Raw genomic sequence first — 11,899 nt, 5'->3', positions numbered from 1 at the left:
TATAAAACTTTACCATTTTTATGCAATGGGGTAATTCGGTATGCCATGCCTTATCCCTTAACCGCTCCTGCCACCATCCCTTTAGTAATCTGATTCGACAGGAAGAAGTAGATCAGAATCACCGGCAGCGCGCCCATCACCAGGAAGGCCCCGATATTGCCATAGTTGACCGAATACTGGCTCACGAAGGTGTAGACCCCGAATGGAAGGGTTTTGAGCTTCTCAGACGAGATGAACGTGGCGGCCAGGATGTACTCGTTCCAGATGTTGATGAAGGTTAGGATACATACGGTCATGACAGGCGGAATGGACACCGGCAGGATGATGCTGCGGAAGATCCGGTACACACTCGCCCCGTCGATGAACGCCGATTCTTCGATCTCATGTGGAATAGCTCTCATGAAGCCGCTCAATATGAACACGGCGATAGGAGTTGAGAACGCGATATACGGCAGAATCAGCGACCAGTGCGTGTTGAGGATATGCATATTTTTGAAAATAATCATCAGCGGCAGCAGCGTGGCCTGCATCGGAATCATCATCCCCATCAGGAAAATGGTCATCACGACATTGCCGTACTTCCACCGGAACCGGGAGATTGCATAGGCTGCCATCGAAGCCAGCAGAATGACACAAATCATCGTAAGGCCAGTAACGAACACGCTGTTCGACAGGTACTTCAGATAGCTGCCCGAGGTGTAAGCCTCATAGTAGTTATGCCACTGCAATTTATGGGGCAAAGAAAAGAAGCTCCCGTCCAGAATCTCCTCATTCGTCTTCAAGGAGTATAACAGCAGCCACAGCAGCGGGTAGAGCTGGGTAATGACAGGAATGGCAAAAAGAAGATACACGATTCCTTTTTTAAGCATACGCATGGTCCGCGCACTCCTTCCCTATTCGAATTTTCGCTCAAGCCGGTTGAAGATCATATTAATAATGCCTGTAAAAATCAGACAGACCACCACGAGGAACGTCGCAATCGCGCTGCCGTAGCCATACTTGAAGGATAAGAAGGAGCTGTTATACATATGGGTGGAGATTACATCCGTTGCATGCGCCGGACCGCCGCCAGTCATGACCATCACCAGGTCGAAGGCTTGCAGGGACCCGATAAACGCCAGGATTATCGAGATTTTGAAAATCGGAATGATCAGCGGAAGCGTAATATAACGATCCGCCTTGAAGCCGTCCGCTCCGTCAATCCGGGCCGCTTCGTACAGCTCGTCGGGAATGTTCTGCACCCCGGTGTACTGGATCAGCAGATGGTAGCCGAAATATTGCCACAGGGAGACCAGATACAGCGAGTACATAGCGATATTAGGCTCTGTCAGCCAGTTATGCGTCCAGCTCTCCAGCCCCAGTGACACCAGCACACCGTTCAGCATGCCCCCCATCGAAGTAGGATTATAGATGGTCTTCCAGAGTTGTCCAATAATAACGACCGATAAGATCACCGGCGTGAAGTAGATCGACACCAGCGTGTTGGCTCTGCGCAGATAGCGGTTAAGCAGGATCGCCATCCCCAGACAGAGCGGGATCTCCAGCATGGAAGCCACAGCATACAGCAGCGTTCTCCGCACAGAGGGCCAGAACACCGGGTCATGCCAGAACATATTCTTGAAGTTGCCGAAGCCGACGAACTGAGAGGTCGTTAGACCGTCCCACTTCAATAGGCCGGTGTACAATGAGACCAGTATGGGAACGAATACCAGGCACACATAGAGCAGCAGACACGGCACTATGAAAACGGCGATTGTGTATGCCGGCACCTTAAGGACTTTCATCTTTCCCGCCTCCTAATCAAGCAGATTCTTCTTTGTCTAATAATTTATACCGTTAATGATTAATGCAATTAACATATTGAAGTGCATGATAAACCCGATGCGAAGTAGCCTGATCGGCTTGCTTCGCATCGAGTAGAACAGCTTTCCATTTGCAGTATCGATATGGCTTAAGTTACGTGAACATTTGAAACTAAGCGGCTTATTTGTTGGCTTCGAACGCAGCCTGATGCTCTTTGGCTACCGCCTTGGAATCCATCTTCTGGACGAACAGGTTCTGGATGCTGCTGAGGTGGACCTGTGCAGTTGCAGGGTTCATGGTGTTATCGAATGCCAGGTCGCCGCCCTTCACTTGGTTGAACAGTCCGGCAATGTTCACGGCCAGATCCGAGTACCCGGCTGCCTTGAGGTCGCCGTCTACCTTTTGGCCGATCCCTACAGCGTTCTTCAGCTCAAATTGCTTCTTGGGATACTGGGTGCCGAAGAAGTTGAGGAAGTCCTTGGTTTCCTGCAGATGCTCACTGTTCGCAGATATAGCGAAGGCGCTGCCGGGGGCGAGCATGAATTCGTTGGGATCGCCTTTGCCGTTCACTGTCGGGAACTGGAAGGCCCCTACTTTACCGGCAACCGGGGAAGCATCAATCGCGCCAGTCTCCCAGGAACCGATCGACCACATAGCAGCTTTGCCTGTTTTGAAAATATTTCCGCCCGCATTGGCATCAATAGAGGTGGCACCGTCAGGGAAAGCGCCCGCTTGAACCAGAGCCTGGAAGGCATCAACCGCTTCGACAAATGCAGGATCTTCAAAGGTCTTTTTGCCATCGAGCACATCCTGCAGGAAGCCGGGGCCGCCGTTGGTGCGCAGCAGAATGTTCATGAACAGGAACGAGCCGGTCCAGGAATCCTTTTCGCCTATAGCCAGTGGTGTGATGCCCTTATCCTTCAGGATCTTCACATCCTTCAGCATCTCCTCGAAGGTAGTTGGAGGGGCCGCGATGCCGGCTTGGGCGAACAGGTCTTTATTGTAGTAGACGACTTCAATGTTGTTGCCGTCGGGGATGGCATACACATTATTGTCGAAGCTGTAGTAATCGAGGAGGCCCTTCTGGTACGTGTCCTTCAGGCCATTCTGTTCAAGCATGTCGTTCAGCGGAGCGAATAATCCGGCATCCACAAACGGTTTCATTTGCGCTGCCGGGTTCACGATGGTGATGTCCGGCACTTCTTTGGAGGCAGCCTGTGTCTTCAGCTTCACCTTCTGCTGGTCCGTATTCAGGGTGTCCAGTTCAATTTTCACATTGGGATGCTCTTTCATGTAGGCGTCCGTAAGCTCACGGATCATTTTGTAGTTGGGCGTTGCGGGATCGGGGTAGATGTTCTGGAAAGTAAGCGTTACCTCTTTGTCCTTCGGTGCGTCTGTAGCTGCGGCATTGCCGCTGCCTGTGGCGGCGTTCGGTGCGGCGGTGTCCTTAGCCTTGGTATTGGCGTTGTTGTCCGAGTTCCCGCATGCGGCAAGGCTAACTGCCATTAGCGCGGCGAACGCGACGGTAGCGGTTTGCTTCATTTTTCTGTTGACCATTCATTAAAGCCCCCTCTGTCGTGATAAGCTAATTATCATCAGGGGGAGCGTTTCGGGCAAGGTGGGAACTGCAGAAATGAGGTTTGTTTTTTCTAGGGTGTGCTTGGGCGGGCTTCATCCGCCAGCTCTTTCTCTAACATCTGTTCATCGTCTTTGACATAGCCGCAATCTTCGTAGGTCCGAATGGCCGCAGCGTTCCTTCTGCCCGTCAATACCTTAACCCGTTTCACTCCACGCACTCTAAGCTCGTCTTCCAGACAAGTGATAATGGCTCTGGCAGCTCCCTTTCTCCGGGCGGTATCTTGCACATAGAGTTCTGTAATTTCTCCATAAGGCTCTTCATAGCAAAAAGAATACAGGCTTTGGGCGCAGCCAAAACCTACGATGATACCGTTCAACTCGGCTACAGCAATACATTCGTTACGGTTAGTATGTAGATGTTCAATAATCCGGGCAGGGGGTCTGCGGACGCCGCCGTTGAACTCTTGGTTGAGTCCCGACAGTGCCTCAGCATCTGCTATGGACGCCAGCCTTACCCTTATAAGTGAATTCATTTGGAGTCACCTCGTTTATTTATATATAGTCATTTATGTTTGCTCGACAAGAAGCTGTCCCAGAAGCCATGAATTGACTGCTTAGGACAGCTCTTAAATAGGAGTAAGATTTACGTAAGCACTTGGGTGGACGCTCCGCAAACGAAACGTTGTTTAAGCGGAATCCAAGATCAATCTTCTACACTTGCAGAAAGATTATTCCCTGCTAAGTCCGGCTTCGCGTACATTTTATTCAGAATGACCGTCTGCACGATAATGAATATCCCGCCAACCACCCAATACAGCGGCAACGCTGCGGGTACCTGAAACGAGAACAGGCCCATCATGACCGGTGACAACCATCCCATCCAAGACAATTGGTTGCCCGGGCCTTGCTGATTCTGTACAGCTGCGGATTGCGATACGCGGAACTGCACGTAATAGACCGCAGCGGCAATAAGCGGCAGAATCATATCTGTGGTCCCCAGGTTGAACCACAGGAAATCGTGTGCGGCAATCTCGGGGGTACGGCGGATAGCGTAGTAAAAGGCCAAGGTGACCGGCCACTGGAGCAGCATCGGCAAGCACCCCATACTGAACGGATTGAACTGATGCTTCTGGTAGAGCTGCATCATTTCGGCCTGCTGCTGCTTAGCGGCATCCGCACTGACATCGTTCTTATACCTCTCCTTCAGCTCCGTTAACTCCGGCTGGAGGATGGCCATCTTGGCTTTCATGGCCATTTGCTTCTTCGTCTGGTTCATCATCAGCGGCAGGATCGCAAGCCTGATGATGAACGTCATCAGCACAATCGATAAGCCGTAGTTTCCTTGGAATGCATCTCCGAAGAATTGGATTAAGTACGAGAACGGATAAATAAAGAAGTGGTTGAATATCCCCGGTGAATCTGCAAGAATCGGGCTGGCTTGGGATGCTGCTGAGCAGCCGCTAAGCACTATGGCCGGGATAAGTCCCATCGCTAGGACGAGAATAGGCTTGGCCCATTGTGGATACAGGTTCATATTGTTCATTGTTGTCCTCCCTAATTGAATGTATGGATCTCAATGTGGGGAAGGACGATTGTCTTCGTCATCAGGAGCTTCTCTTCGCCTGGCGGTTCGTGCGATCCAGCGCTGAATACTGCTCGGCTGCATCAGTCTGACTGCTACAGACCAAGTTAAACCGGGTGCAGCCAGTTCATAACCCCAGTGGATCTCCTGAATAGAAAAGTAGGTGAAGGGAATCGACACTACCGAATAGATAAGAGCGATGGAGAATGCCAATTGAATCAAGTCATAGAAATGCTCCAGTCCGGTTCACCTCCGCCTGTATGCGTCATAATGGAATTTGAATAATGATTAAACATCTATACGTCAGAGTGGCGGTGCGGTTCCACGATTCAGGGTAATAGCTTTAATTCTTGAAGAACTTCCTTTACGTCACAGCTGGAATTCAAGATATGAATCATCTCTTCCGTAATGGGGAGATCCTCGTAGATTTTTGCAACCACCTCTAAGGATAGGGATAATTCAAAATAATCTGTTGCAAATTCCACAAAATCCTCTGGTGTATGGAATATACAGCCCAATAAAAAATCAGAACCATCGCTTGTACCTTCTGGAATCTCAACCTTTCCTTTGTGCCAGCTGGTGTCACTGTTTTTATGCGAAATACAAAAAGTCACATCTTCTTTTTCAATTGCCTCATCTTCAAGTAATGATAATAATTTCTTTGGGACGTCATCATAAATCCCTTGCCATACTTTATGTTCATCTTGGGCATACGGGCTTAATTCAGATTCGTGATCGAAGCCTTTTATGATGGTGCCTTCATTGGAAAACAAAATAAATAGATGATCTCCTGCTCCATTATCTATTTTCGCCATAGACACACCCTCATTCCAATCTTGAATAAAGCTATGGTAACGAAGCCACTCCTCCTGGCAAAGAATAATATTCAGTGAAGCTTGGATTTTCATTAGCTTTTGTAGCATTGTTGGATTTGGTAAACGCTCTAACGCTTTTGCTTCCATAGAATCCTCACCCCCCATAATATTTACCTATATTTACCATTTATTCGTGTATTTCCGTGGATAAACAAGCAGCAGCTGATCACGATTAGGATCGACTGCTTCTTGTTGTATAAGCGAGATACATCTCCGTATATTGGTTATCGCTATATCAATTATACCGGAGGCTGCTTCCAATGTTTGACCACGCTTACCAGACCCGGCACATCAAGGCCGTCGAGCGAAAAAGCTTTGCGCAGCAGCTCATGCGGGATGAACTCATCGTATTTGCCGAGATAAGGGGCTTCATCCGGCTTCAGGAGCGTGAGTGCATCCGTAGCCGCAGCGGTCTCGGCGATGATCTCATCCTCCAGCTTCTCTGCATCCACTTTACCGGCGACCACCATGTAATACGGTTCCATGGGCACGACCGAGCGCAAGCCAAGAGGTTCCTTCAGGTTGTTCTTGAGCAGGCGCTCCAGGGTACGGAACTGGCGGCTGCCTGCCCACGGAAGGATGAACATGGAATCTCCCCCGGCTGGCAGAACCGAATGCGTCAGCAATCCGCTCTCCTTGGCGAGCCTGCGGGCCCGTTCCAGTCTGGCGGCCGCACTTGGCGCAAGGTAAGGGTATAGGGCCGTAGATCCTAATACTTCGCGAATCTTCGTCATGATCCGGGTATGCACATCTCCGCCTGCGCCGAGCCATAGAGTGTCCACTTTGCCGCGTGAGCCTTTGACATAGACGGCCTTGTGACGGTTGTCCACCTCTTCGACCTTCCACAGCTTGCCTGCCAATGTGAAGCAGTAGCCCGGAGGCGGCACGGTGGTAATGGACCCTATCTCCTCCGTCCCGTTATAGACGACATGTTCTTCATCGTCTTTGAATACCGCATAGAAGCGAAAGTTGTTGACGATCTTCTCGCCCGCCATCCCGATCAGAAGGCTGCCCTCATCCATCTTCTCGATATGGCCCATGCCGAGCATGTACTCCATGAAGTCATCATAATCAGCAGGATCGATGCTGCGGAAGGACGGCAGGCTCAGCACAGCCTCCTTCAAGTCCTCCGGCTCTGCTTCCCCCATGCTCTTCAGAATGCTCATCGTCTGATGATACAGGAGACCGGCCGGCAGCTGGCGCACGACCAGCGGCTCTACCCATTTCTCGCGTACGTACAGCTCGATTACGGCAATGGCCCGCAGCAGCGTCCACGGCATGCGCGCCGGGAGCTGCGCCTCCTCGTCCTCCTCCTCGGGCGTGACGAAGATCATCTCGGAGGCGGCGTCCCCGCGCCTGCCCGAGCGGCCCAGCCGCTGCACGAAGCTCGCGCAGCTATAAGGCGCGCCGAGCTGCAGCACCCGCTCCAGCTCGCCCAGATCAATCCCCAGCTCCAGCGTCAGCGTCGCTGCAGCTACAGCCGGCCCCGCACCGTCACGGAGCGTGGCCTCGGTCTCCTCGCGCAGCATAGCGGAAATGCTTCCATGATGCACATGGAAGACATCCCGCTCGCCGCGCTTAGCGGCAATGCGCCGCATCTCCAGGATGGCCTCTTCGGCATCGCTGCGGCTGTTCGTGAAGACGAGCGCCTTCTTGACATGCGTGTGATCGTAGATAAACCCGTAATACGCCTGTCGCGCCCGCTCCAGGTGCTCGGCCTCCTCCTCATTCCGCGCATCCGGGAACGAGAAATGCTCCACGCTCAACCGCAGCTTGCGCCCGCCCTGCGGGGCGCTGACCTCCACGCTCTCGTGCGTGCCTGCCGCCAACCACTCCGTAACGGAGGCGTAATCACTCAGCGTCGCTGAGAGGCCGACCCGCCGCGGATGACAGCCCGCCATCCGCGAGATCCGCGCCAGCTGGCTCAGCACCTGAATGCCGCGGTCCGCGCCCATGAAGGCATGAACTTCATCGATAACGATGAAGCGCAGATCATGGAACAGGGCCGGAATCGCATTCGGGCGGTTCATCAGCAGGCCCTCCAGCGATTCCGGGGTAATCTGCAGCACTCCCGAAGGGTTCTGCATAAGCTTGGTCTTGTCCGCCTGCGGCACATCGCCATGCCAGTGCCAGACCGGAATGTTCCCTTCACGCAGCAGATCGTTCAGCCGCGTGAACTGGTCATTGATCAGCGCCTTCAGCGGCGCGATATACAGGATGCCTACAGAGGCAGACGGACGTTCATACAGCTCCGTGAGCGCCGGAAAAAAGGCCGCTTCGGTCTTGCCTGACGCCGTCCCTGAAGCGATCAGCAGATGATGCGGCGTGTCAAACAGCACCCGGCAGGCATCGACCTGCGCCTCGCGCAGCGTATCCCAGCGGTTCTTATAGATGAATTCCTTGATGAACGGAGCCAGCCGGTAGAACGGGTTATCACTCATAGGTCGAACTCCGCCAGGAAGCCGTCCAGCTCATTCTGCTCCGTCTCGGCAGGCCGCGAAGTCCGCTCTCCGACCAGCTTCTCGAATGAAAGCTCGGGATGCTGGTGCAGGGTATGCAGCAGATCCATGAAGTCACGCACCACCTCGCGTGCGGTGAGCAGTTCATCAGCTCCCAGCCGGTTGACCGCCTCTTCCATGAAATGCACCAGTTGCTCCTGTGTTAGTCTTGCTTCATATCCGTAGTGCAGCGCGTGGATATCCCGCAGCTTCTGGAGCAGAATTAGAATCTCTTCGTGGGAAAGCATGTCCAGCGCGATAATCGGCCCTGTGTAATTGTTCAGCCCGTTGCCTGCATACCGTCCGGCCACCAGCCGGGAACGAAGCGCCTCATAGCTGAACAGTCCGCGCCGGTGGTCCTCCACGAACTGCGGCGTACCGCCGACGAAGATGCCCAGCCGCTCTGCTTTGCCCTGCATCGTATCATTGAACATGGTCAGCAGCTTCTCGTAATTGCTCTGCCGCGAGATGCTGTTGGTAATCTTGTAGAGGTTCACCCCTTCATCGATGAACAGCAACAAGCCCTTATAGCCGATGGCTCCGGTGAATTCCGCCCACAGCTTCATATAGTCATACCAGTTGTCATCGTCGATGATGACACCAACGCCGAGCGCCTTCCGCGCTTCCGTGCGGGTCGGGAACTCTCCCCGCAGCCAGCGCAGGGAATCCTGCTTCAGTCCGTCATCGGCCAGCTTGTGCCCGTTCCAGTAGGAGGCCAGCACCTTGGCGAAGTCGAAGCCATGAACCAGCCCGCGCATCCCGGAGGCTACCGAATAGATGCGCTGCTCCACCTCATCGCCCAGCTCCGGTGCATCGGGGCCGTAGCCCTTCTCCTGCATCATGGCCTGCTGCAGCGTCATGATCCACTTCTGCAGCATAATTTCCAGCGCCCCTCCATCCGGGCGGGTCCGGGTCGAGAGATGGCTCATCAGCTCGCGGTAAGTGGCGAGCCCCTGGCCCTTCGTGCCAACCAGCCGCCGCTCCGGCGACAGGTCCGCATCGGCAACCACGAAGTCGCGATCCATCGCATAGTTGCGGATGATCTGGAGCAGGAAGCTTTTGCCGCTGCCGAATTTGCCTGTAATCAGCTTGAAGGCGGCTCCGCCATCAGCGATGTTCTCCATATCGCGGAGAATCGCCTCCACCTCCGGACGCCGGCCGACAGCGATATGTTCAAGCCCGATCCGCGGCACGACTCCCGCTGTCAGCGAATTGACGAGTGCGGTGGTCATCCGCTTCGGTATTTTGAGTGGGTTCATTTACGAATTTCACCTCTTTATATAGTCAAGCATGGATAGACATTCTTCGGTCAGCTCTTCCCCGTCGATGATGAGGTCTCCCAGACTGTCCATGGCCAGCTCATTAATCTTATCGTAGAGCAGCTCTGCCATCGTTCCTGCTCCCGCAGCCAGCCGCTGCACCTTCGCAGAACCGTCCTCCTCTGCCAGAGCCAGCACGGCCTCCCGTTGCAGCGGAGTCAGCTCGGAGGCGAACAATATCCAGCGGTCCGCTTCGCTATCAGAGGCTGGCGGCAGGGAAGCGGTTAGCTTCTGTATTTCAGACGGGTGGTTACCTGTAGGGTCTTCATGGCCCCGCTTTATCCGCTCACCACCAACCATCGCAACCGCTTGCTCTTCAGCTCTTGCAGAGCTACCGGAGACACTTTCCGCATTTGCTGATACCGCTGATTCAACTCTTGCATCCGTATTTGCGGTGCTTCCATGCGCATCTGCACCAGTTCCAATACCGGCCAATCCGGCTCCTCCAAGTGCTCCTTCAGACTCAATTGTCCATTCCGCATCATCTTCCTGACCCGGTTCCCCGGTGTCCTCCACCGTAAGCAAGGAACGCACCACCTCGGAGTCGCTTGCCAGCTGCTCCAGCTTCTGCTGGTCAATGACCACTGCCGGTCCCTTCTCCTCCTGCTCCGCCTTGCGGAACTCACGCTCCAGGAACCGGGTGACGAGATCATCCATATCGGCATCGACCCGGACATCCTTCAGTCTTCCCCGGTAGCCCATCAGCGCCCGCAGCTTATTCTCGGTCAGCCGGAACAGGCGGGTAATCAGGCTGCGCAGCGGTGGAGACTTGCTGACCCGTATAACAGGCACAAGAACAGAATAGCCATACAGGGAGATATCGTATACCGCACTGCGGAACAAATAACGCTCACGGACGACAGGCGGGGCGGGCGGGAACATCGTGATCAGATTAGAACCGTGCTTCCGCGCGACATAAGCATCAATTAGCGCTACAACCTGGGGAATATAACGATCCGCAGCGATTTTACCCTCGCCGGTGTAGAATTTCGACTTGCTGATATCATAGTCTGACATCACACTCAGTACTAGGGTGCTAAGCTGCTCCGGGGCAGCCGACAGGCAGCGGACCAGTTCAAGCTCAGCCAGATCCCCCGCCAGCCCGCGCGAACGGGCCACAATCTCTGATAACGGAATATCCAGCTTATGGACAAAAGAGAAATCCGCAATCCACCCGCCAAGGTACTGATCCAGACGTTTGTAACTGTCGCGGTAGGCCTCCCATAGCAGATTGAGCTGACGCCAGCCTTCCAGAGGCTCGTCCCAGCCCACGCCGTTAATCAGCTCATAGATATGCAGGAAAATATAGGAGAGATCGGTCTTCGGATATCTCCCCTGCCGGACTTCATCCCGCCAGAAAAAATACCATCGGCTCTGCGCGCCGGTCATATGCCCGTAGGTAGGCCAATAGCTTTTGAACGGGACGAACAGCGCCGCTGGCTCCTTATGCTCTACAAGCTCACGTGCACGCTGGACGAACTCACTCTCTGTAGTGGTTACCGGCTCCACACTCTCTTCCATATCCCAGAGTTCGAGCTGGACTGTATTATAACCGGACGTCTTCTTCGTAACCGGCTCTGACTTAGGCTTCCGGCTGCCTTCATCTACAGTACCGCGCGGCGGAATCGCCACATTCCGCTCCGTACTCTCCCAGACCAGCTCCGTGAAATGCAGCCCCTGCCTGTCTTTAGCCATGCTTCATCGCCCCACCCGTATGTCTTGGTAATTCTCACATTATATCATATACCCTATGAAGCGGCTGCAGCCGTTCCAGACTCTTACTCCCCGCCCGCTCTGCCGGACTGAGATTCCGTTATGCTGAACAAATCAGGCCAATATGGCGGTCAAGCGGACTCAGAATCCCTTAATTAGACAATATCGTCTCATTTCAGGGCCGAATAACCCAACTAAGCGCCACCCGGTCCGCTCGGGCCTCATAAAGTAGCTTTTTGAAGAAATAACGGATTCTCGGTCCGCATCACCGCTAAAATATCTGAGGTGCCCGTCCCTGTGCCCGTTCCCATCTATGTAGTCGCACACTCGCACAGTTGCACAGCAAAAATCCACCTGCCTCAGATTTCCCGCCATAAATCAATAAAAAGACCTTGAGAGACTAACTCCTCAAGATCTTGGATGAGAGCGCCTGTCACCGCACCGCAACTTAATGTTACCTGCCGGGCAATGAGAACGTTCGTTTGTGTCTCCATAAGAATATACTATACTCACCCTGCGGGCTGCAATAGC

10 protein-coding genes are annotated in these 11,899 nt (G+C 53.6%); all 10 read right to left on the bottom strand.

The window, feature by feature from the left end; genetic code table 11:
* Window positions 1–50: 50 nt before the first annotated feature.
* The 10 genes from NSU18_RS02535 to NSU18_RS02490 all read right to left on the bottom strand — a co-directional run bounded on the left by NSU18_RS02535 (window position 51) and on the right by NSU18_RS02490 (window position 11,350).
* The gene (locus tag NSU18_RS02535; protein WP_341148110.1) at window positions 51–875 is read right to left on the bottom strand and encodes a carbohydrate ABC transporter permease; all 825 of its coding nucleotides are present in this window, start codon (window positions 873–875) and stop codon (window positions 51–53) included.
* Between the two features lie 18 nt (window positions 876–893).
* Window positions 894–1,784, bottom strand: coding sequence for a carbohydrate ABC transporter permease (locus tag NSU18_RS02530; RefSeq protein ID WP_341148109.1), 891 nt, complete (start codon window positions 1,782–1,784; stop codon window positions 894–896).
* 199 nt (window positions 1,785–1,983) lie between these two features.
* Window positions 1,984–3,360 carry an extracellular solute-binding protein gene (locus NSU18_RS02525; protein ID WP_341022178.1) on the bottom strand — a complete coding sequence of 459 codons (1,377 nt, stop codon included), beginning with the start codon at window positions 3,358–3,360 and terminating at the stop codon, window positions 1,984–1,986.
* Window positions 3,361–3,452: 92 nt separating this feature from the next.
* Window positions 3,453–3,914, bottom strand: a complete 462-nt coding sequence (locus tag NSU18_RS02520; RefSeq protein WP_341148108.1) for a GNAT family N-acetyltransferase — start codon at window positions 3,912–3,914, stop codon at window positions 3,453–3,455.
* Between the two features lie 170 nt (window positions 3,915–4,084).
* Entirely contained in the window at window positions 4,085–4,924 is an 840-nt protein-coding gene (yidC, locus tag NSU18_RS02515) for a membrane protein insertase YidC (RefSeq protein WP_341148107.1), read from the bottom strand.
* A gap of 30 nt (window positions 4,925–4,954) precedes the next feature.
* Window positions 4,955–5,185 (bottom strand): hypothetical protein, encoded by a 231-nt coding sequence (locus NSU18_RS02510; RefSeq protein ID WP_341148106.1) that lies wholly within the window; start codon window positions 5,183–5,185, stop codon window positions 4,955–4,957.
* Window positions 5,186–5,292: 107 nt separating this feature from the next.
* Window positions 5,293–5,925, bottom strand: coding sequence for a hypothetical protein (locus tag NSU18_RS02505; RefSeq protein ID WP_341148105.1), 633 nt, complete (start codon window positions 5,923–5,925; stop codon window positions 5,293–5,295).
* Window positions 5,926–6,077: 152 nt separating this feature from the next.
* Window positions 6,078–8,279, bottom strand: coding sequence for a DEAD/DEAH box helicase (locus NSU18_RS02500; protein ID WP_341148104.1), 2,202 nt, complete (start codon window positions 8,277–8,279; stop codon window positions 6,078–6,080).
* Complete coding sequence (locus NSU18_RS02495; protein WP_341148103.1) at window positions 8,276–9,595, bottom strand: ATP-binding protein; 1,320 nt, start codon at window positions 9,593–9,595, stop codon at window positions 8,276–8,278. Before NSU18_RS02495 ends, NSU18_RS02500 begins: the two co-directional genes overlap by 4 nt.
* Window positions 9,596–9,604: 9 nt before the next feature.
* The gene (locus NSU18_RS02490) at window positions 9,605–11,350 is read right to left on the bottom strand and encodes a TerB N-terminal domain-containing protein (protein WP_341148102.1); all 1,746 of its coding nucleotides are present in this window, start codon (window positions 11,348–11,350) and stop codon (window positions 9,605–9,607) included.
* Window positions 11,351–11,899 lie beyond the last annotated feature (549 nt).

This window comes from Paenibacillus sp. FSL H8-0048, assembly GCF_038002825.1.
Classification (GTDB): domain Bacteria; phylum Bacillota; class Bacilli; order Paenibacillales; family Paenibacillaceae; genus Paenibacillus_AQ.
This window is presented reverse-complemented; position numbering and strand designations above follow the sequence as displayed.

Coding starts and splice junctions, on each gene's coding strand:
- NSU18_RS02535 (WP_341148110.1), bottom strand. CDS start 875: ATGCGTATGCTTAAAAAAGGAATCGTGTATCTTCTTTTTGCCATTCCT.
- NSU18_RS02530 (WP_341148109.1), bottom strand. CDS start 1,784: ATGAAAGTCCTTAAGGTGCCGGCATACACAATCGCCGTTTTCATAGTG.
- NSU18_RS02525 (WP_341022178.1), bottom strand. CDS start 3,360: ATGGTCAACAGAAAAATGAAGCAAACCGCTACCGTCGCGTTCGCCGCG.
- NSU18_RS02520 (WP_341148108.1), bottom strand. CDS start 3,914: ATGAATTCACTTATAAGGGTAAGGCTGGCGTCCATAGCAGATGCTGAG.
- yidC (WP_341148107.1), bottom strand. CDS start 4,924: ATGAACAATATGAACCTGTATCCACAATGGGCCAAGCCTATTCTCGTC.
- NSU18_RS02505 (WP_341148105.1), bottom strand. CDS start 5,925: ATGGAAGCAAAAGCGTTAGAGCGTTTACCAAATCCAACAATGCTACAA.
- NSU18_RS02500 (WP_341148104.1), bottom strand. CDS start 8,279: ATGAGTGATAACCCGTTCTACCGGCTGGCTCCGTTCATCAAGGAATTC.
- NSU18_RS02495 (WP_341148103.1), bottom strand. CDS start 9,595: ATGAACCCACTCAAAATACCGAAGCGGATGACCACCGCACTCGTCAAT.
- NSU18_RS02490 (WP_341148102.1), bottom strand. CDS start 11,350: ATGGCTAAAGACAGGCAGGGGCTGCATTTCACGGAGCTGGTCTGGGAG.